A 22,656-nucleotide genomic window follows, 5' to 3' on the forward strand; every position below is an offset into this window, starting at 1 on the left:
GTAGCCCTCCACAGGAGAACCTCCTGTGGAGGGCTGCGCCAGCGCGTTCACCTCACCTGTATCCGCTCCGGCCTGGACCGCGCGTGGCTTCGTAAGCCCCGGCGGGCAGGACGGAGTCCACCAGCTGCCCGCTCATGCTGCCCGCAGCCAGGACAACGCTGGCCGGTACCGACTGACCATCGGTTAGTTGTAAGCCGCATTCGGCGGCGGACGAGATGCGCGAGCAGGTCGCCTCCAACAGCCCCTACGGAGCCGTACGCACCGGTGCGACTAAGGCATAAAAAGGCAACGACCAGCAGGTCGGCGACTTCTATGCTGCCGGCCAGTACGAGGTGACTGCCATCGACTACCGGGTAGTGATCTCAAAGATCAACAACGCTGGCGGCGATCCGCGCGGGGTCTGGGCAGCGGGCGTACCCGCGAAGAGCTCGCCGCCATCAGGACCTGGGCCCGCGAGCACGGTCACCAGGTCGCCGACCACGGCATGGTGCCCAAGCGGATCCTGGAGGCATACGACGCCGCGCACCCGGCGCCGGTCCGGAAGGCCGGCTGACCCATGGCCGCCGTCGTCGATGCCCGCCCTCCGGCATCGCTCGCGGTCATCCGTCCAGGACGCGGGCAGATAGATCGGTCTCGCTCAGGCCGGTGGCCTCGCGGATGGCCTGCTCGGTGTCGCCGTTGTTGTGCATAGAGATTGCCATGGCCTCGTGCGCGGACAGGGCCCGGGCGGCGGGGGTGTTCGTCACAGTGGGTGCGTCTCCGGTTTCCGGTAGGAGGGGGAGCAGGGCGGTGAGGGTGTCGGTGTCGGTGGGCAGCCCGAGGACGTCCAGGAGCAGGGCGAGGTCGTCCTTGTCGCGGGAGCTGCGGGCGGTGATCCGGGCCGCGGCGGCGAGTTGCTGCGCCGGGTTCGGGTCCAGGCGCAACGCTTCGGCCTCGAGGGCTTCGGTCCAGTCGGTGAACATCACGCGGCCTTGCCGCTGGCGACCAGCTCCAGCACGTGCCGGTTGGACGCGGCCTGTGCGGGGGTGATCGGCTCCGTCCAGCGGTTGTACGGCGCGGGCCGGGTGGGGATGCCCTCCAGCTCCAGCCTGGCGAGGGCCAATTCGCGGACGGTCGGCGGCACGACGCGCGCCGCGCGCTGCTGCTCACGGCGGCGGCGGTCCTGTTCGGCGACTACGCCGATCCAGTCGTCCCCGAGCCGCGCCGCGAGCTGCTTGCGCAGTTGCTTGCGGTCGCGGGCGGTGGTCGCCGCCCACACCCCGGCCTTCGCCAGGTCGGCGTTGGCGAGCGCCCACTTCAGGCAGCCGTTGACTATCGGGCAACCGGAGCAGGCGTGCTTGGCCTTGAGGAGGGCCTTCTCCCGGGCGCGGGGGTCTTCACCGGTGTTGTGGATGTCCTCGATGGCGAACAGGCCGGGTTCCGTGCGGCAGCGCAGGGCCTGGTCGGTGTGGGGGAAGGGGATCCGGTCGTCGGCCGCGATGAACGTCTGCGGCTGCCGAATGCCGGTGCGGTTGCCGCTCATGAAGTGCCCTCCGGAGCGAGGTGGGGGAGTTGGAGGAGGAGCTGGTTCACGAGGTCCTGCGTGGGGCGCCACGGTCCGAGTTTCAGCCACGGGATGGGGAGCGCGAGCTCCTGGACGTCGGTGAGGACCAGATGGAACGCGTCGGGCTGCGCCCAGCGGGAGGAGGGGGCGGCGCCGACGGCGTCCTGGTGGCAGCCGGTGAGACGGGCGACGCCGATGACGGCCCGGGTGTGCAGGGCGCGGTCGCGGATCGCGGTGGCGACCAGCGGGTCGCGCATCGGGGCCCGCTCGGTGGCGGCTCCGGCGTGCAGCAGTACCAGGCTGCGCCAGGACCAGGGGGCCGGCCTGTTCTCCACGTCCTTCCCCGCGAGGATGCAGGTCGTCCAGGGCTGGCGGATCGTGATGCCGCGGACCCAGGTGCCCGGGTCGGCGGGGTGGGTGGCCGTGTTCATGCCGTCCGTCCCAGCAGGTTGGTGCCCGGCCGTCCGGCGCGGCGGCCGTTGATGGAGGGCATCGTGGCGTGCTGCGGTCCCGCAAGGACGGCGCGGCCGGTGTGCTTGCCCGCATACATCGCGGCGTCGGCGGCCCGCTGGAGCATCGCCAGGTCACGGGTGCCGAGGATGTCGGGGCAGGCAGCGCCGATTGAGGCGGCGACGTCGACCAGGGCGCCGTCATTGGCCTCCACCGGCTGCGTGAGCAGGGCGGTGAGCTGGGCGAGACGGAACTCGCGGCGGGTAGGTCCGATCCGCACGGCGAAGGCGAACTCGTCCCCTCCGAGCCTGCCGACCGCCGCGCGGTTGCCCGCCCAGGCGGTGAGCCGGGCGGCGGTGGCGGCCAGGACGCGGTCGCCGGCGGCGTGCCCTCCGGGTCCGTCATTGATCTGCTTGAAGTGGTCCAGGTCCACGATCCCGACCAGGGCGTGGTCGCCGTACCGGTCGGTGATCTGCCGGGCCTTGGCGGTGAAGCCGTCGCGTCCGAGCAGACCCGTGAGCGGGTCGCGGCGGGCGGCGGACAGCTTGCGGTGCAGCGTGAGCGCGTGCACGGTCCAGCCGGTCAGCGGCACGGCGAGTGTGGTGAGGAACAGGGCACGTTGCCCGATCGGGGCCTGTAAGGGCACGGTGGAGGCCATACTGGTCTCTCCCTCTCGTCATGTACGGGATGGGTGGCCCGGGGCGGCCGACTGGTTTTCCGGCCTTTGGCGGCCGTCCCGGGGCGGATTCAGAACGTGCGGCGCGTGCCGAGCAGGCCGTGGGGGTTCATCCACGGAGCGGCCGTCGCCTTGTTCCAGTCGAGGTCCCAGTCGGGCCGCAGCCCCCGGGCACCCCAACAGCTGACGAAGTCGTGCGGGATCTCCTGCCCGGCCTGGTGCAGCAGCCGTGCCTGGTCGTAGGCGTCGTGCGCGGCGTTGCGGGCAGCGAGGGGGTCCTCGGCCAGGCCGACGAAGATGTGGATGCGCTGCCCAGGCTGGTCGTTGTGCTTGGTGGGGACGTCAACCTCGAAGTAGCGAAGCGGCATGACGGCCCATCTCCTTCCATCACTGGTCGTGAACCGGCGCTCAGTGGCCGGTCGCGTGGGCGACGGTGGTGCGGACGGTGTCCGCAAGCAGCACGGTCAGCTCGTGGCCGTGGCCGACGGCGTCCTCCAGACGCTCGATGAGCTCCGGGGGCAGGCCGCGGTTGCGGGCGCCGGCAAGGATGCCCTCCAGATAGAGGACGTCGGCCAGGACGCGGCCTCGGACGTCCAGGACGCAGGGCTGCACGGTGAGGACGTCGGCGTTCTTGGCGGTCGCCAGTTGCGCGTGGTCGGCGGCTTCGGTGTAGGCGGTCTCGGTCTGCTCGGTGAGCAGTGCGTCGACCTGGGTGGCGTCGCCGTAGGCGCGGCGCCAGCCGAAGCGGGCGGCGGCGGCTTCCATGAGGGAGCGGCGGGCTAGGGGCACGGTGACCTCCGGGGGAGGGCCAGTCGTCCGGTCTCGGCTGATCGGACGGACACCGCACGGCCCCGCCGTCGGCCGCCCGGGGGCGGTGCGGCGGGGCCGTACGGAGAGCGTCCGGTCAGCGCTGGGGGCGGCGCAGGATCGTGAACTCGGTGCCGGTGCTGTAGGTGCGCGGCTTGGCGGTCAGGAACTCTGGCTGCTTGTCAGCGAGACGCTGCAGCTCCTCCTCGATCCAATCGATGGAGCACTGGAGGGCGAGGGGGTCCAGGTGGAAGCTGGTGAGGTAGACCGTGGCGTCGTAGTCGGAGCGGCGCTCCGCGTTCAGCCGCCCAAGCACGATCTCGCGGGCGGTGTCATCGCCGGGGCAGCCCGCCAGGTCGCGGGGGAGCGCCCGGCACTGGGCGGCGTGGGCGTTGGCGATTTCCCCGCCCACGTGCTCGGAGACGATGTAGTTGTCGTGGTCCGTCTTGGAGCGGGTGCGGTAAGAGCAGCCCGGGCAGGTGACGGCGTAGTAGGTGCCGTTGACTCCGGCGTCGGCGGTGTAGACGAGGACGACGGCACCGGCCAGTCCGAGGAAGCGCTGGGTGACGATCACGCCCTCGGGCTTCCAGGTCTCGCCGATCTCCGGCCACGGCTGCGGGGTGTGCTCCGGCTCGGTGTGGGTGCGGGAGAAGAGGCTGAGTGCCATGGGGTTACTGCTCCTTGTGGTCGGCCTGGGCGTGGATGCGGGCGATGGTTCGGCGGGTGGCGGCGATCACGAACTGGGTGGCGAGAGCGCCGACGACGCTGGCGTAGGTGATGGAGAAGATGGCGGCGGTGCTCACCGGCTGTCGCCTCCCGTCGGCTGCCGGTCGGCGAGGGCCAAGAACTCCACGGCGAGGTCCGGCGCGGACAGGATGGTCCGCAGGATCGAGACGAGGCCGTCGCGCTCGATGGGGTTGAGCCGGTCCCACAGGGCGTGGGCGTCACTGTGCGCACCGAGGGCCTTGAGGTAGTCGTCCTCGTTGGTGGCGGTGTGCTCGGTGCCGCACCGTCCGCACCGGAAGATGGCCTGGTCCCAGCCACATGCGGGGGTCACCTGCGGTTGCCCATGCGCAGGGTGATCCAGGTGGTGACGAGGGCGGCAGCCACGCCGATCGCGCGGTGGGCCGCCTGGTCCAGCTCCATCAGCGCGGTCCCGGGGCCGGAGACGTCCTGGATGGCGTTGGGGCACTCGGTGCCCTCGCCGCCGGTCTTGCGGACGACGGTGGCGTGCTTGATGTAGCCGGACTTTCCGGTCTTCTCCGCGAGCCAGAGCAGCGGGTCGCGCCTGTCCAGGATTCCGTGGGTGATCGCGTTGATTGCTGCGCCCGTGAGCAGGGCGCTGGCGGGGACGCCGTAGCCGAGGGTGCGGGTGACGGCGAGGGCGGAGGCGAGCTGTACGGCGCTGTAGCTGGCGACGTGTCGGCTCACCGAGCGGCGGCCGTAGGCGCTGGCAGTGCAGGTGCGGCCTTCCTTGCCGTGACGCCAGGGGCTCTCTTCCACCGGGGAGCCGTCGTTCTTGTAGACCAGGTGGGAGCCGTGCATTCCCTTGGTCGTCGCGTCGTGCGAGTTCTGCACGAACTGGTCCCCCAGGGCATGGACTCCGTCGAAGACGGCGGTCAGGGCGGCGACCAGGGCGAGGCCCTCGATGGCGCGGCGGCGATCGGTCATGCTGGGTGTGCTCCTCATCTCGGATTCGGGGCGGGGTCGGGGGCGGCCGGCCTCTTGCCGAGGCTGCGGTCGCCCCGTGGTGCCTTCGCCCCCGGCCGGTCGCCGGCCGGGGCGGTGGTGTCCAGAGCGGCTGCTCGTTCCAGGCCGGGATGGGCAGGAGCCGGATGCGCGGCTCGCGCCGGTCGGACCAGCAGCCGCAGCCTCCATCTCGGGGAAGGCTCCGCCGGTCCACCTGCCGCCCTCGCCGTGGCAGTGCGGGCAGTCCGGCCGGGGGCGGACGGTGATTGCGATGCGGTGCCGGTCGGCGTCGAGCTTGAGGTGACTGGCCTTGAGCGCGGCGGAGGCCGTCGCCGCGGCGAGCGGGACGGCGGCAGCCAGCAGCAGGTCACCGTGCAGGTGGCGGGGGTCATCTGAGCGGGATAGCTCGGCAGGTGGCGGCGTGGTTGTTGGCGTCCGGCCGGATACAGAACAGGAAGTCCTCCTCGGGCGGTCTGAGGAGTCGCCGCAGCCGTGGCAGCCCCAGCGGTTCTTCTCCGAGTGCTTGCCGGGGCCGGTGACATCCACGTACGAGCCGCCGACGGTGATGAACCGGATGAGCAGGTTGTTAGGGCGGTCCGGCTCAGTGAATGCGGCGAGGGTGGCGGTGCTCATGAGCTGGTGTCCTCTCAGATCAGGCGGCAAGCAGGTGCTTGGCCGGGGGAGCGATGTAGGAAGCGGGGTCGGCGGGCGTGCCGTCGTAGCACTCCAGGCACGAGCCCAAGGTTTTGAGCGGAATGCAGTGGAAGAACTGTCCGGCGGCCACACCTACGCGCTGGCCAACGGCGAGCGCCTGGAGCTCGCCGCCGGCGACGTCATCCGGATCAAGCGCAACGACTACCGCACCCGCCGCGGCGGCGACGTCGACGTCCTCAACGGCTACCGGGGACAGGTCACCTACGCCGCCAAGGTCGGGGTCGCCGTCGAATGGCGCCCCCCCCGCCGACGACGGCGGTTACGCCGTCGAGCGGGCCTGGATCACCGCCGACCAGATCGCCGACGGCACCCTGCAGCACGGCTATGCGATGACCATCGTGGCCGCCCAGGGACTCACCTGCGACTACACCCTGGCCTACGGCGTGGGAGCGTCCGCGAACGACCTGTACCCGGTGATCTCCCGGGATCGGATCGCCACCCACTGTGGCTGGCCGCCGACGTCGTCGAGAGCGAGGAGACCCGCCTGCGTCTCGGCGAGGCCCGCAGCGAGCAGGAGCGGCTGGAGCGGACGGTCGCCGCGTACGCCGACTCCCTCGAGGGCGACACCGACGACCGGATGGTCTCCGGCGAGCTCGCGCCCGCCCCCGAGGTCCGGCCCCTGGCGCCCGTCCCGCACCAGGTGCAGCCCGAGCACGAAGGGGCCGTCCCCGGCTCGGCGGAGCCCGACGCGACCGCTGAGCGTGCGGCGGCCCGCCAAGCCCGCCTGGACGCCGCCCGGGAACGTCTGCAGGACGACGACGTCCCGCAGATCACCGAAGAGCAGCAGGCCCGCCTGGCGCAGCTGCTCGCCGCCGGGTTCACCTCCCGACCCGAGCCGCAGCAGGAGCAGCGGCCGGAGCCGGTGATCAAGGCGTGGGGCGACCGCAAGTTCGGCCACCTGTCCGGTCAGCGCCTCACCTCGCTGATCGCGCAGCACACCGCCGAAGGCAACCGCGCCGAGCGACTGGCCGCCGACCTCACCCGCCAGGCCGAGGCTTGGCGCGAGGCCTTGGCCGCGCCCGTGACCCCCGGCCAGGAACGGGCCCGGAAGGTCGCCACGGTGCTGGACCGTGCCGACGAGCTCGCTGCTCTCGCCGCGACCGAGCGCGCCAACCAGCAGCGGGCGCACGAGGCGATGCGGCACGCGCAGCAGGTGGCCCGCCAGATCGAGCAGGCCATGAGCAAGTCCCGTCTGGCGCTGCGGCTGGCCGGCACCAGCCGCAAGGAGACGCTGGAGCTGGCCCGGGAGTACGCGCAGAAGGAGAGCGCGGCGTACCACGAGGTCCTCCGGGCGGGGCGGGCCGCCGACGATGCCGTACGTCAGGCGTGGGCCGAGATCCGCAGCCCGGAGACGATCGGCCTGTTTGAGGAGCAGGGCTCGTGCCGGGAAGGCCCGCGCGAGGTCGACGAGCTGCGGAACCGGCTCGCCGCGATGCGTGAACGCCTCCCGGAGATCGAGGGGAACACCGACCGCGGGGTCGCACGCAAGGCCGACGCCGCCGAGCGCCAAGCCGCGGAGCAGCGTGGCAACGCGACGAAGCACGCCGCCACGGCGGGCAAGCTGCGGGAGGAGAAGTCGCTGCGCTGCATGGCGACCGAGGCCCCCACCCAGCACGCAGCCGAGGCACAGCAGCGTGCCGCATACATCAAGCAGGCCCGGCAAGAGGCCGCCGAGCAGGCCCGCGAGAACACCCGCCGGGCACAGAACGAGTACCGGTACCAGCCGCCGACCCAGGGCCACTCAGGTCCCGCCAGGGGGCGATAACGCCACGTCAGTGTTCCGCTGACGTTAGGTCACGCAAAGAGGGCTGGAGGCCGCGAAGGCGGGCCTCCAGCCCTTCTTGGGTCCCGCGCAGCAACACGGAACTCGCGAATCCCTGCTGATCAGTGGATGGAGCCAATAGCCATCAGGGGTCGTACGGCGTCCGTACGCGGGGATCGTGACAGGGCACCATGCACGCGTGCAAGGCCGATTGGGGCGCCCGCGCATCAATTCGCACTACCACCTCTGCGGGACAGTCACGCACAGCGACGTTGCGGTGCACCCACTTCGCAGGCCAGGCGCGTGAGGCACAGATCAGTGGACTGCCAGGCCCGGCGAAGAGATACAGAAGTTACGGAACTCTCACGGGGACGGGCGCGCATCAATTTCCTCGTCGCTGCTTCACGGCGTACAAGTTGTCGGTTCGGGGGTGCCACCATCTTCTCCACGCACCACGCCTAGGACGGCAGCAACCGGCCTGTGATGCAACCCAGATGGAGCCAATACCCCACCCCCGGGGTCGACGTCGTCCGGTGGCCGAGAGGCCACGGGCGCAGTACGGAGATGTCATGCCTAAGCAGCCCCCCTCCACCAGTCCGTGCGTCGAGCACCCGAGCATCCCGACCAGAGGTCGCCGTCTCGCCGGCACCGAGGCCGTCGTGATCATCGTGGTGGTCACGGCTGCGGCGGTCCTGGTCGCCCTGGCTGGTCTGCCCGGGCCGCAGGTGCTGATGCTGCTTGCCGGTGCCGGCCTCGTCGCGGGAGCCACCATCGCGCTCAGCACCCGCCTGTCTCTCGGCGGTGCCAGGGTGCTGCTCAGGTCTGTCCTGGCAGCCGTCTGACGGGGGCGGCGCCATGGGCAGGCGGGAGAAAGAGATCACGACGCCGTACGCCGCGCTTCGGGATCTCGCCGAGTGGCTGCGCGATCAGCGCGCCCATGCGAAGTTGACCTACCGACAGCTCGCCAGCAGGGCCGGACTGCACGCCACGACCCTGCAGCGAGCTGCTTCCGGCAAGTCGGTGCCGACCCTCGTGGCGGTGTTGGCCTACACCCGCGGGTGCGACGGCCTTCCCGAGGAAGCCCGCAGGCTGTGGCAGAGGGCCCGACGCGAACACATCCGCGCCGATTCCCGCTTCAGTCGCCAACCTGCCCCACGGCCCGGCCTGGTGCGGGACTTCACCGACCTCAGTGCAGCCTTGCGAGGACTGTACGAAGAGGCGTGTGCGCCTCCGCTACGCCTCATGGAAGAGCGCGCCGGCGGGTACGGGGCACTGCCGCGCAGCTCCGCCCACCGCATTGTGAACAAGCAGACCGTGCCGCACTGCCAGGAGCAGTACATGGCGTTCCTGCGCGCCTGCGAGGTTCCCCCTGACATGTGGAAGGAGTGGGAGGACGCGTGGAGCCGGGCCTGGCGCCTCGAGAAGCAAGAGGACGCGGGCCTGGCTGAGGGGTCGGCGGCGCACGACAACTTCCTGATCGTCACGCCCCGAGAGGACCATTACGTCTCCACTCAGATGGGGATGGGGGTGCCGGTCCAGACCGGGCCGCGCTACTACCGACCGCTGGTTCCGCGTCCGCGTCCCTCCGTGCAGCCCACCGCCAAACAGCACGATCTGTATGAGGTGGACGGCGCGTCACCTGACGAGACGTCGTGGGCCAGTATCAGCCCCAGGATGCACCGTGCAGCACTCATCAGACGGATGGAGAGGAGGCTGAAGGAGGAGAGGAACGGGATGGAACCACTGTTCTCTCTGCCCGGAGAGCGTGATGAGGCCGCCGATCCGGCAGCTTGACCGCAAGGGGGGGGCGAGGCCACCAGGCCCCGGCCTACTGGGAACCACGGTGGTCGATGACCCGCTCCCCGGTTCTCAGCTGAGCCCGGCGCGGCCGCCCTCGCCGAAGTCACCAGCCTGCTCGCCCCCAGCGACAGCATCCAGTGACCCGAGGCGCGCAGAAGCCCCGGACAACCATGGTCCGGGGCCTCCGGCGCTCAGGCCAGTGCGCCGATCACGTGTGCTCGTTGATGGCGCTACTGATGTCGTAGCTGGCTTCCAGTACGGCGTGGGTGAGCGCGATCAGGGCGAGTGTCTGCGCCTTCGCCCCCTGGTCGGTGACCCCTTCAAGGGTCTGCTCGGCGAGCTTGGCGAAGGTCTTTGCAGCGGTGTAGTGGCTTTCTCTGAGCACGACTCCTCCTCCTGCGGATGTTGGCGACCAAGGATGCCCGCCGTCACTGACACCACAGGCCGTCCACCGACCAGCTCCGATCCTGACCTCGCCGACGGCCAGCGGTGTTGGTCAGCGCTCGGGAGGATCGGCCGGTAACGGGCGCCCGAACGCGGCGGCCTCCTCGGGGTGTGTGGTCGCGCGGAGCTTGAGCCATGCCTCGTCGTGGGGCAGGCCGGTCAGACGGGAAATCCGCCTGGCCTGCCAGGAGGTGATGGGAGACCAGATCCAGCGGCGCCGGGTGAGCTGATTCATGCTGTGACCCATACCCGCCTCGCTACCCGCCGACCACCGCCCGGCCGACTGATCTGCCCTCCCGTATACCGATAGCCGTACCGATAGACCCACCCATGCGCCGACAGGCCAATAGATCCATGCTGCGACGCATCGACCCCTGGATAGATCCCTACGTAGATCCCCACCTGCATACATCGATCCCTGTGAATGTGGTGCATCTCTCCCTGCTTCCGAGGCGTTGATTTAGGTATGGAATTGCCCACCCAGGCCGCGCTCGGTGTCGAGACTGTGCGCCTGGACCAGATACCAGCGAAACGTCCGCCACGGTGCCGCAGCGAACAACTCCTCCGGTCGCACCTCGCCGAACCCAGCGATAAAGCGTAGTGAGGGACATGAGGCACGTCGTTCAAAACCTGGCCACGGAGCACGACGAGACCACCGCTCAACTCGCTGCCGCGCCTGGAAGGACGTGGCGCCACCACGCACCCGGGAACCACACACAGCCGAAGCCGAAGCCACACGCGAACTGGTCGTTGCAGCGCTCGCGACCAAGATGATGTGACCCCTTGGCAGCGGTTCTGGGTTGCTCTCAGCGCCCGACGAGGATCACTCTGGCTTCTCCCAGACGGTTAGATCCAAACCCACCGATTGGGCCTCTTGGTCGACGGCCGTAAGCGTGATCAGAGTCGGCCGCCCCTGATCGCTGACCGCGCAGACTGTTCTGCCGATAGTCATCGCGACCGTACCGACCGGTTGCGTCTTCACGAGCAGCGTGCACTCCTGAGGACTCGGGCTGTCGCCCGCAGGCACCAGTGCAAACTCAGCTGTGCCAAAGCTGTAGGCCGTCAACTTTGCTTCCCGGCTGCTTGTGACCTTTACGGAGTGGATATCGCCGCGGCCAGCGACTTCTGGAGGAAGCGAGTCCAACTCCAGCGACTGATTGAGCTTCACGTGCCCCGACCAGCGCTCCGAAGGCGTGTCGGCGGAGCTGCTGGAGTCGGATGGCGCCCCACCACCTCCCCCGGAGGGAGCGGGCGCCGTCACCGTCGCAGGCGCCGGCGCAGGGGCAGTCACCGTTTCTCTGGTGACGGTAGGAGGGTCGACACCGACCGCAGGCAGAGCGACAAATCCTCCCGCGAAGGCAAACGCCGAGGTCAGCAGAGTAATGATGCTGTTTGCGATCGTCCACCGATCAGGCTGCGCCTCCGGAGGGTGGGACGAGTCCGGCGTGTCCGCAGAGGATTGTGCGTGATCGGACATATGAACCCCCCGATTCGTGTTGCGACTCCCCAGTGTCCCACCGCTTTCAGGGAGTTACTCCGACTTTCCACCTTTTGCCGTGTCTCCCTGTGAGCGCGGAATTACGAGCGCCTCTCCGCTCCACGGACCCCATAGCCGCTACTAGTCTCAAGCCGAGGTAGACCAACCCTCCCGGTGTTCCACTTCGGCCCAGCGAGGGAAGGCGCACGTCTTGACGTTCAGTTCGAAAAAATCGTCGATACTTCAGCCTCGCCCCCGACGGCGAGGCATTCAGCGCGGTCCTGTCTCTCCACGCCGACATGAGCGATACCGCCCTGAATTCAGCACGGCCCTCGCCCTGCGGCGGCGCGAGACTTGCCTGCGCCCCTCGATCACGCTCTTGAGCTGCACAGAATCCCTTCGCCCCCTAGATGACCGACGTACCTGTCGTTCGCTGCACGGCGCATGTCACTGCGCTGCCTGTGGTGCACCGCCAACTCCTCGCCCGCTGCCAGGTCCTCGACGGCGCCGGGGTGATCCCTGCGCAGCGCAAGGCCCGCCGCGAGTACGAGAACCGCGTCAACACCCTCATGGTCGACGCCGAGCGTTGATTGGCTGTCAGGACCTCAACCCTGAACATGACGCACGGCTACTCCCCACCTGGCCGTAGCTATACGAGAACAGGGCCAACTACGCCGCGTCAGCACTCCGCTGACGCGGCCCTTTGGTGCCCCCGGACCCGTCTGGCACGACGTTGTCCACCGCGCCATCGGCGATCTCTTCCCTGAGGGGCCGCCCTGCCCAACAACTTGGAGGCCGTTGATGGAGCTTGGGGTCGGCATCGACGATGAAATTTGAGTGATCTGCGTCACATGCAGGGCCAGTCCTGCGCATAGCCGAGTTATCCACAGAAGGTGGCTTGAGCTGCGCTTTTCTGCATGCCCGACTCGCGTCCGGTGCTGCTCGTCACCGCGTGCGGCGCCGAGGACGTCGCCGACCTGCCGCCGCAGCCCGACCCGCCACACAAGACGCCGGTCGCCAAACGGCCCTGCGCGCTGCTGCGGGCTCAGCTCACCGAACTCGCCGACTCCCCGGACGCCACCACCAGCCGGCTGCGGATGCTCGCCATCGGCGCGGTCGTCTGCGACACCGGGATCCGGGCGGGCGAGCTGTGCGCCCGCGAGATCGAGGACCTCTCACCGACCCTGGAGGAGCTGCGCGTGGTGCGCCGGCCCCAGGGATGGAGCGAGGCGGAGGCGTTCACCGAGCTGCTCGCCCTGTCCGCACTCTCCCGGGCCGGCCTCAAGCGGTGGCTGCCCGAACGCCAGCGGCTGCTCACCTGTGTCGGCGGTACCGCGACCGCGCTGTGGGTGTCGCTGCACGGCAACCACCACGACGGCCAGGCCGTGCCCGCCGGAACCCCGCTGATGCCCCGCGGCCTGGCCCGCGCCTGGACCCGCGCGGTCGTCGACACGAACATCGAGATGGCCGGACAGCCCTCCTGGGAGCCGCTGCCCACGCGCATGGAGCAGCTGCGCAGGGGGGCGTGAAGCCCACGGCCGTGGCGGCGCCGATGCAGCCCGACGCCGAGGAGGCCGCGCTGCTCCTGGACGCCCTCGCCGTCCGGGGCCACGCCCTTGCCGCGCTCCGCCGCGCCGGTGAACAGGACTCCACCGCCGAGCTGCAGGCCCGGATCCATGTCCGTCAGACCGTGCGCGACGCGTGGGGGAGGGCATCGAGGACGCCGTCCAGCTGTCGGTCCTCGCCGAGGTCGGTCTGGCCGACGACGCCTCGCTCGCGGCGGCTGGGTTCGAGCCTGTCCTGCTCGCCGCGATCCATCGGAGCCAGGGCTGGGGCCGCCCGTCGAAGGCGACCGACGTGGCGACCGCCTTCTAGCCCGGGTGCCTGACGACGCGGTCACCGAACCTCCTGCGCCGTCCAGGGCACCTGGTCGGGCGCGGCGAACTCCACGACGGCCTGGTGCATCACTAAGTCAGTGCCGTCTTGGGCCAGCAGGAGCGTGCCCACCTGGATGTCGAGGCCGACTCGGACTTGTGGGTCCGCGTGCGTTACGACGGGGTTGCCGGTCGCGCTCAGTTCCATGCTGGTCCTCCCGAGACGGATGGGGTAGGTGCCGAGCATCGCAGCCGCCTGTCCCCCACGGGAGAGGGCTGTCCGGGCGTCCGGGCCCGGAACTCCAGGTCAGGTCGAGGTGGCGGCTACAGTCACGCGTAAGGGCCGGAGCCACTGTCATTGGCTCCGGCCCCCTTGTTCGTGCGGTGTGATCAGCCGATGTCCTCACGCGGGGACAGAAGCGCGAAGTACGTCTCGCGCTGCTGCTCGGTCAGCTCACCGTCGAGGGACAGGGCCTGGCGCAGCGCCCGGAGCGTGGCCTGCGGTGGCACGCCCACTCGTCGCGGGCCCCGCGCATGATCTCGCCGATCTGCAAGTGGGCCGACTCGGGGTGGTGGCGGATATACCAGTCGAGCATCTTCGCCACCGGGGCCGTCAGGTTGAGGTGCCACCATGACTTCTCCCGCTCCGGCTGCAGCGGCTCCTTCATGCTGCGGCTGTTGCGTTCGGTCAGCTCGATGGACGAGGCGAAGTCGTGGAGGATCGCCTTCCTGACGGTCGGGCCCAGGATGTCGGGGGGCAGGATCCGGTCCAGGCTGACCGCGACGTCCCAGGCGAGCGCATCGGACACCTCGCGCACCGAGGAGGTCACCGAGGAGGTCACCGAGGAGGTCACCGAGGAGGTCACCGAGGAGGTCACCGAGGAGGTCACCGAGGAGGTCACCGAGGAGGTCACCGAGGAGGTCACCCTGCGCGCCAACTATCGCGCTCTCCCAAATTCTCCTTCCTTGCGATATCAAACCTTTATTCGATTCGAGTTCCACCGTACGGGCGCGCAACGGATACGGGTACGTACCCGTATCCTTGAGGGATGGGAAGGAGCGCAACGATGTCTGATGCCAACATCCGTGTCCCCGAGGAGGCGAAGGACCGCCTCGCAGCGATCGCGGCCGCCGAGGGGCTGTCGCTCAGGGCCTACCTGGCCCGCCTCGCCGAGTCGCTGCTCACCCCCGCCGAGCGGGCCGAGCGGGCCGAGAAAGCCAAAGTCGCACTCAAGGAGTGGAACGGGTACGCTCCGACCGCAGCCCAGGAACACGACCTGGACGCCGAGCTGGACCGCCGCCTCGCGCAGGTGACCGGCCGGTGAGCGAGCCCGTGCACATCGTCCTGGACGAGACCGCGATGGCGGCGGCCGGCCAGGGCAACGTTCTCGCCTCCCGGCTGATCCACCGCGCGCACGCCGAGCCGGGCTGGTTCCTGTACGCCCCGGCTTGCGCGCTGGTCGAAGCCGACCGGACCCGGCCCGGCACTGCCGAACACATCGCCGCGATGCCCGGCATCACCGTCCTTGACCTGGACCTGTCGGCCGCACTGGCCGTCGCCCGCCAGGAAACCTGGGCAGCCGCCCACGCCCAGTACGCGACGCAGCCCACCCCGGACCGCCCCGATGGAGCGGTCGTCGCTACCACGGTCCCCCAGCAGTGGGAAGGTCTTCCCGTCCGGGTCCTCGATCTCACACCCTAGGTGTGAGTCACACAGGTCGTTTCCGCAGGTAGACGCGGTGCACAGAGGGAAGGTGGACTGTGAGGTCCCTCGGTGAAGCTCAGTGAGGGCGCAGGCCGTTGAGGTCTGCGCCCTCACTCATGGGCAAGACGCAGTACGTCGTCAGGACGGGGCACTCAAGTGCCTGCGGCGGGCTACGAAATGGACACCAGCCGACTCCACCGAGGCCTGCTGGCCTCAGAGCGGTGGCTGTGCCAGTCGATACGAGTACGTTCCGTGTGCCTCTTCCTGTCCGCGGCGGTGCGGTTGGGCGGCCTGCCAAATCACTACGGCATCGGCCCCCCGAATGCAGGGGCACGCTCCAGGGGAGACGATGGATGGAGAAGTCGCTGAATCGCAATTTCTGCCACTTTCCAGAGCGACAACTGGAGGCCCGGCATGGCGGCAGACGATCACCCAACGCTTCTTGTACTTCATTCGGATCCCTTTAAACGGGAAGCGCTGCGCCAAGAGCTGGATGATTGGTGTGAAGGCGGTATCGCAATCACACCTGTTGCCGTGGATGAACTCGGCATGGCCCTGAACGCCAGTGGGCGAGATCAGCTGGTGGGCGTGATCTACGAGCTTGAATCGGAAGATTTCACTCTTACTGTTCTATCAGCCATAATTGATCAGTCACCCTTGGAGTGCCAGCCCAAACTGCTCCCCCTGAAGGATAACTTCCAAACCGGGGACGACGGGAGAATATCGTATCCCCCCGCAGCACTTAGACAGCTTGAGAGAGCCGTGGAGCTTTTGTTCTTCAACTGGAAGCCACCACATCCGCAGGTTACTTTCACGGGGGACTCGACAACCAGTAGTGCCCTGCGATTGAGGCGATTCCTTCTACTCAACGGCACTGCCTATACGTGGGATCATACCTCTGATTCCCTCATCATGACCTCCGCTCAAGGATCGGTCGCAAGCCCAGAAATAGGGCACCTATGCAACGTACTACAAGTATTCCCACCCCTGATGCGAAAGCTGTACGAGCATAAATATGACCTCGTCGTCGTCGGGGCCGGTCCGGCTGGTTTGTCGGCTGCCGTGAGCGCGGCTGCAGGCGGGCTGAGTACCTTGATAATCGAGGCTCAGCATCCGGGAGGATGTGCAGTCACGTCAATCAACTTGATCCGGAACTATCTCGGCTTCCCAGCAGGGATATCAGGCACCCGGCTTATCAAGCTGGCTGTCGAGCAGGTGAAACATCTCCGTATCGACGTACTGCCCACTGTGACGGCAACCTCGATCGAGCGCAGCTTGGACGGCGACGGCCGGTTCACTGTGGGAGTGGACGGTGCGGACTCGACAGACCAAGTGTCTGCGGGCATGGTGCTCCTGGCATGCGGTCAGGACACCAGGACTCGAACTCTGTTCGCTGAAAACAGGGAAGAGTCGGACAGAGAAGACCAATTCATCAAGATGGGGTCTGTTCAGTACAATGCCGAAAAGGCCGACGCTCTGAGAGAGATGAGTGAGTCGATCGCGATCATCGGTGGTGGTTTGAGTGGCGCCAGGGCTGCTTTGCTTTTTCAGGAATGCGGTGCCATGCCGATCGTGATCACACGAGGGTCCAAGATGAGCGTAGCGCTGCGCGTCGAACTTAAAAATGCTGACATCCCCATCAAATTTGGGGCCGAAACGCTCGGGTTCGTCGGGGAGGACCGGCTGGAGGGGGTGCGCATCATGATCGACGGTATTATGAGCGTCGTTCCTGCAAATAGGGTCTACATAATGACGGGGGGAAAGCCGAATACGGCATGGCTCAGAGGGTCTGGGTCCAAGCTTGCTCTTGAGTTCAAGGATGACTACGTGCTGACCGACGCGCATTGCCAGTCTAAAACGTTGGCCTTCGAGACCAGTGAGCGCGGGCTGTTCGCGGTCGGAGACATGCGAGTAAACACTCAACGTCGGGTGGGCCAGGCGGTGGGTCAAGGTGTGGCAGCCGTGGCCTCGATGGAGCAATACCTCAACGAAGATGACAGATGGGAGAGAGTACTGCAGGACGCTAATAGTCCGGCACTCAAGGACCGGATAATATGCGCCGGATTGAATAGGTCTGCATAGGGGAGAAGATTAGAGTTCGAGATCTTCAAACCTTCTTCCTGATCAGGAGCATCGCCGCCGCAGGCGGCGCCAACTCCCTGCCTGGCTGTAATGCCACACCCCAGATCGCCGCGGTGTACATCGCGATAGCTGTCATGAGTTCCTCTCCCCTTCCAAAAGGGCTTGCCGAGTAGTGACAAGGTGGCGCCAGCGGTTGCGTACGGTCTCGTTCCCGTCGATCCATCGCGTGGCGGTGGGGGAGGGCAGCGGCAGGTCGGCCATGAAGTGGGCGATGTCGATGAAGTGGGAAAAGTCGCCTGTGTCATCGGTGAGTTCGTGGAGCCGGCCGACGGTGGCGGCCAGGCCGCCGGCGTCATTGCAGACGGCGCGGTGGAAGGCGAGGGCCAGTTCCACGAACCGGTGGAGGTAGGGAAGGCCGCTGGTGTCGATGCCGGTGCGCAGGCTGTGGGCGCGGTCGGTGACGTCGGCGGCTCCCGCGTCCCTGATGAGCGCGGCGATATGGGCGCGGAGGGTGTTGGCGCGCTGGTCGAGGCCGTCCAGGAGCTGGTGGGCGAAGGCGAGTTCGTCATCGGTGCGCGCCGGGTCGGCGAAGGCGAAGGTCTGGGCGAGACGGACCTGGAGCAGGGCCCGTTCACCGGCTGACTGGTGCTGCTCAGCCTCGGTGCGGCCGGCCTCGAAGGCTGCGGCGGCCTGGGCGGTGTCGCCGTGGGACCAGTGGATGTCGCCCAGGACGCGCCAGTGTCGTCCTTCCCAGCCGAGGGTGGGCACGGCGCCAGGGAGGTGGGGAAGTCGCCGGCGAGGCGGGCCAGGTTGGCGAGGCCGCGCAGGCCGCGGGCTGCGAGGCGGCCGCCTTCGTCGGCGACCTGTCGCATACCGGTACGGGCTTCCTGGCTGTGTCCCAGGTCCTTGTGGGACTTGGCCCGGTAGTAGAGGGCCATCTCGGTCAGGCCGGTCGGCAGCATGCGGGTGTCCAGGACGGCGGTGAGGCGGTCGATGGTGTGCTGGCGGTGCCCGTGCTGGCGCCGGGCGATCGCGGTGAGGAGTTCGGCCAGCGCGTCGGCAGAGGTGTCCAGCCCCGCCTCTTCGCCCGGTGCGGCCGGGGCGAGGGGTTCCCAGACGGAGTCGTCGGTTTAGGCGAACGCGGCGTCGGTGAGCCAGCCCAGGTCGGTGAGGCGGTGAGGCGGTGATCGCGGGCCAGGCGCAGGCCTTGGCGCAGACAGGCGATCAGGAGCCGGCGGCTGGGGCCGGTCGTGGAGGTGGTGGTCCATGGGTAGCCGAGGGCGGCCAGGGCGCGGGTGACGGCCTGGTGCCAGTCGGCCGGGGTCCAGCGGTCTTCGCTGTGGCCGTCGTCGTGTACGGCGGTGCGGATCGCTGCGTGCAGGTGGAAGGGCCACAGCGCCTGAGGCGCGGCCGGCCCCGCTCACGCTGGATTTCGCGCGGTTGACTGTCTTGGCGGCCTCACATTCACCCCCGCCTGAGCCCACGGCCGACTCTGGGTGAGGCCGAGCCGGTAAAAGGTCAGGACGGCGGCAGAGGAAGAGGATGCCCCATGGCGTCGGAGACCAGCGGGCTGCCCTGGCGCCGGTTGCCCCGATCTGGGCGCGGCTGGAACGTCCGCCGGCCCGCCACCCGCAGCGAGACCGACTGCGGAACCGATCTCTCATGGCTGGCTATGGCGGTTTTGAGGTGGTGGGACGCGCAGGAGCTCCCACAGGGGCCGGCCGCCTGCGGCCCAGGCGGGGGCAGGCGGTCAATTCGGCTGATCCCCCGTAGGGTCGGGGGACTGACGCGGTGGCTTCCGCTCCGTTTCCAGTCCTCGACCCTACGGGCGGCTTTTTACCACAGGCGCTACCGCCTTACTTTCCTGAATCGCTCCACCGGACCTCGCCGTCCTCCACCACATCGGACGCCCTCAGCCCGAGCGCCCGTGCGATGCTCATCGACGCGTGATGCCCTGGATGGATGTACGCCGCCAGCCCGTCCACCCCCTGTGCACGCAGCCAAGATGCCATGGCGAGCGCTCCTTCGCGCCCATAGCCCTCGTTCTGGTAGTCGACACCGACCACCCATGCGAGCGACGCCTCAAGCGCGTCCCCGGCGGCCGGCCGGTACAACGTGGCCTGGACCGTGCCGACCAGCTGCCCGTCCGACGTCCTGCGCAGCATCCAGTTGAGCCACCCTTGCGTAGCGTCTGGCGACCGACCCGCCGACTGGCGCCCGTACTGGGCTTCGAGCTGCGCGAGCGAGCTGGGCGTCCCACCCGTCCACGTATGAAGCCGGGCATCGTCGAAGACGGACACCGCCTCACGCGCGTGCTCCACGCGGAGCGGTTCCAAGGAGAGACGCGGCGTAGTCAAAGGAACTGCGGCGAGCCAGGGGGATGGATAAGCAAGCATCGGCGCAACATACGCGGATCCGCGCAGCGAAGTGAACCGAATCAAGGAGGAGGCGCGGGGCTTGACCACGACATGGGGGAGCCCCACCGCCATGCCCCGCTCCAAGGCAGAACAGGCCCAAGTCGCCCGTACCAGGTTGGTGGCGCTGCGCCGTGCCGGCGTCCCCTTCGACGACGAGCGGATCCGCGGGGTGAGCGCCTTGGTCACCGCGTCGAGGGCGGCGCGCAGCTCGTCGCGCTCGGCGGCGGCCTGCTCAGCGCGGGCGGTGGCGTCGGCGAGCTGCTGCTCGGCGGCCGGATCACTAACCGTAGGCCCGAGTGCCTTGTCCGGGGCCGTACCCGGCACAGGGCCCGGGGCCGGGCTTCCGACCGGCACGGGAGCGGGGGCGCCCTCACACGAGCCACCCTTGTAGGGCAGATCGGGCGGCCGTCACGGAGGAATCCGAGGGGGTTCACTCGCCGTGGGCCGGGTGGATCGGAAGCGACGTATCGGGGCAGGGGTTTTGGCATGGCGCTGCGCCCCTCAACTTGAATATTTGAGTAAGAGAATGAGGTGAAAGGAGGGGGTTCGAGTGAAGCAAATTAACGAACGAACGTTCCTTCTTGCGGATCCCTTCTGTGGTGCCAGATTTTTGGGTATGGTGCACGCAAGTCACGCAAGCTGGACCGTGTTTTATAGCCTTATGATTTCAGGGCGAGGTGGCAAAGAGTATGACAGATAGTGTGTCGCCCTCTCCTGGGCCTCAGCCCGATCCTGACGGGTCGCCCACGCCTGCTCCAACACCTTTAGTGACCCATCATGCGACAATTCTTGAGCGGCGTAGATTCATGCTGGAGATAGCGCTAGGCATCTTGGCGCTGACTACTTTGGGATTCGCATACCTGCAAACCTTGGCTGCTCGTGACCAGGCAGAGGAGGCGGCGGATCAGGTCTCTGCATCCAGGCTCGATGGCCTGTACCAGCAGGCCCCTCAATCAGGACGAGTACTTGGCGTCGACAGAAAATCGAACCCTGACCGGATATGTGATGGAGGGCACGGAGTTTAAGGAGGTTAAAGATGCGATGGAGCGGGCGCAGTTGAAAGCGATATTTAAATGGAACCTTGACTACTGGGACTATGCATACTCAACGCTCCCGGGACTCGTCTCATGCTTCCCAAGTGATGGTCATCTAATTTTGCGCGGCTCTAAGCAGGATGATGCGCGATGCGATGATTGGGTCTCATGGAGCCAGTCAATCCACGACGCCTTCCTTGATCCACGCTTATGTCAGACGCTGAACGATAATGAGAGCGTGTACGGAAAGGGATTTGTGGCTGCAATCCGTAAATCTGAAGCGTGCGTGAAGTGAAGTCGAGGGGCTTGCGGCAGTGGTCCCGCACACAACGGGGGTGGGCTCAGCGGCGTCTGCGGATGCGATTCGATAGCAACTGCTCTACGCGGTGGCCGCCCTCGCGCTGGATGCGGTCCAGGTCGCGCTGATCGAGCTCCGGTCTGCCCCGGGACGGTGACAGCGTCCGGCCCGCGCAGGGCCCGGCACGGCCGAACACCTGGCCTCCCTGCCCGGCATCTCCGTCCTCGACCTGCACCTGGCTGCCGCACTGGCCATCTCACAGCAGCAGACGTGGGCTGCGGCTCACAGCCAGTACGCGGCGCAGCCCACAGCAGATCGCCCCGAAGGAGCTGTCGTCACGACCACCGCCCCGGCCGGGAAGCCGGTCCGCGTGCTGGACCTCAACCCCTGACGCCCGCCTCCTGGCGGTGGCGCCAACCTCGTTCCTGCCTTGACGACGGACGCTGGCGTTCACGAAGGCGGCCAGATCCTGGCGCAGGTCTTCGGCGAGCACCGCCAACCAGGGCGTGCCGTCCGCGGACCCTGTTCACAGCTGGCCCAGTCCCTCCCATATCTGCACCGTTGGTGCGTCGCCGGCGGTAGTCAGGGTGCGGCCGTCGGGGGAGAAAGCCATCGTCCACACGCTGCCGGGATTGTTGACGACAGGGGCGCCGGCGCTCTGTCCGGTGAGCGGGTTCCACAGCCGTAACGTCTCGTCATCCCCGGCGCTGACCAGGACCCGGCCGTCGGGCGAGAACGTCACCGCCAGGACGCCGGCGGTGTGACCGGTGAGCGGCGTGCCGATGGACTGACGGGTGACCGGGTTCCACAGCCGGATTGTCCTGTCGTCACCCGCGCTGGCCAGCAGACGGCCGTCAGGCGAGTACGCCACGGCCAGGACGCTGCCCGTGTGACCGATGAGAGGTCTGCCGAATGGCTGATGGGTGACCGGGTTCCACAGCCGCACGGTATTGTCCTCGCTCGCGCTGGCCAGGAGCTTGCCGTCGGGGGAGAACGCCAGCGCCTGCACGCTGCCGGCGTGGCCGGTGAGGGGAGGACAGACAGGCTGGCGGCTGATCGGGTTCCACAGCCGTACCGTCGTGTCCTCACTCGCGCTGGCCAGCAGAGGGCTGCCGCCGGGGCAGAACGCGACCGCCTGCACCCTCCCGGTGTGGCCGGTGAGGGGCCTGCCGACGGGCTGGCGGCTGGCGGTGTCCCACAGGCGGACCTTTTTGTGTGTGTCGGCGGTTGCCAGCAGCCGGCCGTCGGGCGAGAACGCGACCGACAGCACGTTGCCGATGCGTCCGGAGAGCGGGTCGCCGACGGGACGTCCGGTCGCCGGATCCCACAGCCGCACCGTTCCATCAGCACCGGCCGTCACCAGCAGACGGCGTGGGTAGGAACAGAGGGCCACCGCCCACACGGATCCGTAATGGGCCTTGAACATTCTCCGAGACGTGTATGGCCTCTCAGATCCTGCTGTGGGTGCCTGGGCTGGAGGCGTCGCAAGCCGTACCTGCTCCGAAGGCGGCGAAGCTGCCGGCTCCCCAGGCACCGGCGGCGCCGTCGGCTCTTGCCCCGACGGCGCCGAGGCCCGTGCCGTGCGCTGATGGTGAAGGCGAGCCAGGGTCTGCCAGGGTGCCCGCCAGGGCCCCAATGCGGGATCGTCGTCACGCAGAGGTCTGCCGATGGTCAGGCGGCCGTTGCCATCGAGGGCGAGCAGCACGCGTACGACGGCGAGCAGGTGTTCTTGGCGGGGCAGGCCGTCGCCAGACAGGACTTTGCTGACCGTGGTGTAACCCAATGCGCTCTGGCTGTGCGCAGCGATCGTCCGCAGGGACGGGAGGCCGCGTCGTGCGCAGCTCCGCCAGCCTCGCGTTGAGCGCTACCCGCGCGGCAGCGAAC

At 68.2% G+C, this 22,656-nt stretch carries 29 protein-coding genes and 1 pseudogene; 12 read left to right on the forward strand and 18 right to left on the reverse strand.

Annotated features, from left to right (window positions below; all coding sequences use genetic code 11):
* Window positions 1–277 precede the first annotated feature (277 nt).
* Window positions 278–553, forward strand: coding sequence for a histone-like nucleoid-structuring protein Lsr2 (locus ACJA3G_RS02350; protein WP_406551184.1), 276 nt, complete (start codon window positions 278–280; stop codon window positions 551–553).
* A 46-nt stretch (window positions 554–599) separates the two neighbouring features.
* Here ACJA3G_RS02350 and ACJA3G_RS02355 read toward each other — a convergent pair whose 3' ends face one another.
* From ACJA3G_RS02355 to ACJA3G_RS02400, 10 genes are all read right to left on the reverse strand, one after another.
* On the reverse strand, window positions 600–962 hold the full coding sequence (locus ACJA3G_RS02355) for a hypothetical protein (protein ID WP_406551155.1): 363 nt from the start codon (window positions 960–962) through the stop codon (window positions 600–602).
* Window positions 962–1,522 (reverse strand): WhiB family transcriptional regulator, encoded by a 561-nt coding sequence (locus tag ACJA3G_RS02360; protein WP_406551156.1) that lies wholly within the window; start codon window positions 1,520–1,522, stop codon window positions 962–964. The genes ACJA3G_RS02355 and ACJA3G_RS02360 overlap by 1 nt, the downstream gene beginning before the upstream one ends.
* Window positions 1,519–1,974, reverse strand: coding sequence for a hypothetical protein (locus ACJA3G_RS02365; RefSeq protein WP_406551157.1), 456 nt, complete (start codon window positions 1,972–1,974; stop codon window positions 1,519–1,521). Before ACJA3G_RS02365 ends, ACJA3G_RS02360 begins: the two co-directional genes overlap by 4 nt.
* Window positions 1,971–2,651 carry a GGDEF domain-containing protein gene (locus ACJA3G_RS02370; protein ID WP_406551158.1) on the reverse strand — a complete coding sequence of 227 codons (681 nt, stop codon included), beginning with the start codon at window positions 2,649–2,651 and terminating at the stop codon, window positions 1,971–1,973. Before ACJA3G_RS02370 ends, ACJA3G_RS02365 begins: the two co-directional genes overlap by 4 nt.
* 89 nt (window positions 2,652–2,740) lie before the next feature.
* A complete protein-coding gene (locus ACJA3G_RS02375) occupies window positions 2,741–3,037 on the reverse strand; it encodes a hypothetical protein (protein WP_406551159.1) in 297 nt (98 codons plus the stop codon).
* A gap of 40 nt (window positions 3,038–3,077) precedes the next feature.
* Window positions 3,078–3,458, reverse strand: a complete 381-nt coding sequence (locus tag ACJA3G_RS02380) for a hypothetical protein (protein WP_406551160.1) — start codon at window positions 3,456–3,458, stop codon at window positions 3,078–3,080.
* Between the two features lie 115 nt (window positions 3,459–3,573).
* A complete protein-coding gene (locus ACJA3G_RS02385; protein ID WP_406551161.1) occupies window positions 3,574–4,143 on the reverse strand; it encodes a hypothetical protein in 570 nt (189 codons plus the stop codon).
* Between the two features lie 4 nt (window positions 4,144–4,147).
* Complete coding sequence (locus ACJA3G_RS02390; protein WP_406551162.1) at window positions 4,148–4,279, reverse strand: hypothetical protein; 132 nt, start codon at window positions 4,277–4,279, stop codon at window positions 4,148–4,150.
* Window positions 4,276–4,533, reverse strand: a complete 258-nt coding sequence (locus ACJA3G_RS02395; RefSeq protein ID WP_406551163.1) for a hypothetical protein — start codon at window positions 4,531–4,533, stop codon at window positions 4,276–4,278. Before ACJA3G_RS02395 ends, ACJA3G_RS02390 begins: the two co-directional genes overlap by 4 nt.
* Window positions 4,530–5,147: a hypothetical protein gene (locus tag ACJA3G_RS02400; RefSeq protein WP_406551164.1), complete on the reverse strand. Its 618-nt coding sequence runs from the start codon at window positions 5,145–5,147 to the stop codon at window positions 4,530–4,532. The genes ACJA3G_RS02395 and ACJA3G_RS02400 overlap by 4 nt, the downstream gene beginning before the upstream one ends.
* A 778-nt stretch (window positions 5,148–5,925) precedes the next feature.
* Here ACJA3G_RS02400 and ACJA3G_RS02405 point away from each other — a divergent pair.
* The 3 genes from ACJA3G_RS02405 (at window position 5,926) to ACJA3G_RS02415 (ending at window position 9,435) form a co-directional block, all read left to right on the forward strand.
* A complete protein-coding gene (locus tag ACJA3G_RS02405) occupies window positions 5,926–7,644 on the forward strand; it encodes a hypothetical protein (RefSeq protein ID WP_406551165.1) in 1,719 nt (572 codons plus the stop codon).
* Between the two features lie 566 nt (window positions 7,645–8,210).
* On the forward strand, window positions 8,211–8,483 hold the full coding sequence (locus tag ACJA3G_RS02410; protein ID WP_406551166.1) for a hypothetical protein: 273 nt from the start codon (window positions 8,211–8,213) through the stop codon (window positions 8,481–8,483).
* A gap of 13 nt (window positions 8,484–8,496) precedes the next feature.
* A complete protein-coding gene (locus ACJA3G_RS02415) occupies window positions 8,497–9,435 on the forward strand; it encodes a helix-turn-helix domain-containing protein (protein WP_406551167.1) in 939 nt (312 codons plus the stop codon).
* Between the two features lie 214 nt (window positions 9,436–9,649).
* On the opposite strand, the gene ACJA3G_RS02420 is transcribed toward ACJA3G_RS02415, so the two are convergent.
* From ACJA3G_RS02420 to ACJA3G_RS02430, 3 genes are all read right to left on the reverse strand, one after another.
* Complete coding sequence (locus tag ACJA3G_RS02420) at window positions 9,650–9,826, reverse strand: hypothetical protein (RefSeq protein ID WP_406551168.1); 177 nt, start codon at window positions 9,824–9,826, stop codon at window positions 9,650–9,652.
* A 111-nt stretch (window positions 9,827–9,937) separates the two neighbouring features.
* On the reverse strand, window positions 9,938–10,120 hold the full coding sequence (locus tag ACJA3G_RS02425; protein WP_406551169.1) for a hypothetical protein: 183 nt from the start codon (window positions 10,118–10,120) through the stop codon (window positions 9,938–9,940).
* A 588-nt stretch (window positions 10,121–10,708) separates the two neighbouring features.
* Window positions 10,709–11,053, reverse strand: coding sequence for a hypothetical protein (locus ACJA3G_RS02430; protein ID WP_406551170.1), 345 nt, complete (start codon window positions 11,051–11,053; stop codon window positions 10,709–10,711).
* Between the two features lie 719 nt (window positions 11,054–11,772).
* Here ACJA3G_RS02430 and ACJA3G_RS02435 point away from each other — a divergent pair.
* The 3 genes from ACJA3G_RS02435 (at window position 11,773) to ACJA3G_RS02445 (ending at window position 13,237) form a co-directional block, all read left to right on the forward strand.
* Window positions 11,773–11,952 carry a hypothetical protein gene (locus tag ACJA3G_RS02435; protein ID WP_406551171.1) on the forward strand — a complete coding sequence of 60 codons (180 nt, stop codon included), beginning with the start codon at window positions 11,773–11,775 and terminating at the stop codon, window positions 11,950–11,952.
* A 327-nt stretch (window positions 11,953–12,279) separates the two neighbouring features.
* On the forward strand, window positions 12,280–12,891 hold the full coding sequence (locus ACJA3G_RS02440) for a hypothetical protein (RefSeq protein ID WP_406551172.1): 612 nt from the start codon (window positions 12,280–12,282) through the stop codon (window positions 12,889–12,891).
* Window positions 12,892–13,063: 172 nt separating this feature from the next.
* A complete protein-coding gene (locus tag ACJA3G_RS02445) occupies window positions 13,064–13,237 on the forward strand; it encodes a hypothetical protein (RefSeq protein ID WP_406551173.1) in 174 nt (57 codons plus the stop codon).
* Between the two features lie 21 nt (window positions 13,238–13,258).
* On the opposite strand, the gene ACJA3G_RS02450 is transcribed toward ACJA3G_RS02445, so the two are convergent.
* Both ACJA3G_RS02450 and ACJA3G_RS02455 read right to left on the reverse strand, forming a co-directional pair.
* Window positions 13,259–13,444 carry a hypothetical protein gene (locus tag ACJA3G_RS02450; RefSeq protein ID WP_406551174.1) on the reverse strand — a complete coding sequence of 62 codons (186 nt, stop codon included), beginning with the start codon at window positions 13,442–13,444 and terminating at the stop codon, window positions 13,259–13,261.
* Window positions 13,445–13,685: 241 nt separating this feature from the next.
* On the reverse strand, window positions 13,686–14,174 hold the full coding sequence (locus ACJA3G_RS02455; RefSeq protein WP_406551175.1) for a hypothetical protein: 489 nt from the start codon (window positions 14,172–14,174) through the stop codon (window positions 13,686–13,688).
* Between the two features lie 129 nt (window positions 14,175–14,303).
* Here ACJA3G_RS02455 and ACJA3G_RS02460 point away from each other — a divergent pair, with 129 nt between their 5' ends.
* From ACJA3G_RS02460 to ACJA3G_RS02470, 3 genes are all read left to right on the forward strand, one after another.
* On the forward strand, window positions 14,304–14,561 hold the full coding sequence (locus ACJA3G_RS02460) for a hypothetical protein (protein ID WP_406551176.1): 258 nt from the start codon (window positions 14,304–14,306) through the stop codon (window positions 14,559–14,561).
* Entirely contained in the window at window positions 14,558–14,938 is a 381-nt protein-coding gene (locus tag ACJA3G_RS02465) for a hypothetical protein (protein WP_406551177.1), read from the forward strand. Before ACJA3G_RS02460 ends, ACJA3G_RS02465 begins: the two co-directional genes overlap by 4 nt.
* A 417-nt stretch (window positions 14,939–15,355) precedes the next feature.
* Window positions 15,356–17,023, forward strand: coding sequence for an NAD(P)/FAD-dependent oxidoreductase (locus ACJA3G_RS02470; RefSeq protein ID WP_406551178.1), 1,668 nt, complete (start codon window positions 15,356–15,358; stop codon window positions 17,021–17,023).
* 132 nt (window positions 17,024–17,155) lie between these two features.
* Here ACJA3G_RS02470 and ACJA3G_RS02475 read toward each other — a convergent pair whose 3' ends face one another.
* Window positions 17,156–17,791 carry a hypothetical protein gene (locus tag ACJA3G_RS02475; protein ID WP_406551179.1) on the reverse strand — a complete coding sequence of 212 codons (636 nt, stop codon included), beginning with the start codon at window positions 17,789–17,791 and terminating at the stop codon, window positions 17,156–17,158.
* A 1,088-nt stretch (window positions 17,792–18,879) separates the two neighbouring features.
* A complete protein-coding gene (locus ACJA3G_RS02480; protein WP_406551180.1) occupies window positions 18,880–19,764 on the reverse strand; it encodes a GNAT family N-acetyltransferase in 885 nt (294 codons plus the stop codon).
* A 603-nt stretch (window positions 19,765–20,367) separates the two neighbouring features.
* Here ACJA3G_RS02480 and ACJA3G_RS02485 point away from each other — a divergent pair.
* Both ACJA3G_RS02485 and ACJA3G_RS02490 read left to right on the forward strand, forming a co-directional pair.
* Window positions 20,368–20,769: a hypothetical protein gene (locus tag ACJA3G_RS02485; RefSeq protein WP_406551181.1), complete on the forward strand. Its 402-nt coding sequence runs from the start codon at window positions 20,368–20,370 to the stop codon at window positions 20,767–20,769.
* 172 nt (window positions 20,770–20,941) lie between these two features.
* A pseudogene (locus ACJA3G_RS02490) lies at window positions 20,942–21,163 on the forward strand (hypothetical protein); the annotation flags it as partial.
* A gap of 135 nt (window positions 21,164–21,298) precedes the next feature.
* Here ACJA3G_RS02490 and ACJA3G_RS02495 read toward each other — a convergent pair.
* A complete protein-coding gene (locus tag ACJA3G_RS02495; protein WP_406551182.1) occupies window positions 21,299–22,198 on the reverse strand; it encodes a WD40 repeat domain-containing protein in 900 nt (299 codons plus the stop codon).
* Between the last annotated feature and the right edge of the window lie 458 nt (window positions 22,199–22,656).

This window comes from Streptomyces sp. YS-3, from assembly GCF_045257485.1.
GTDB lineage: Bacteria > Actinomycetota > Actinomycetes > Streptomycetales > Streptomycetaceae > Streptomyces.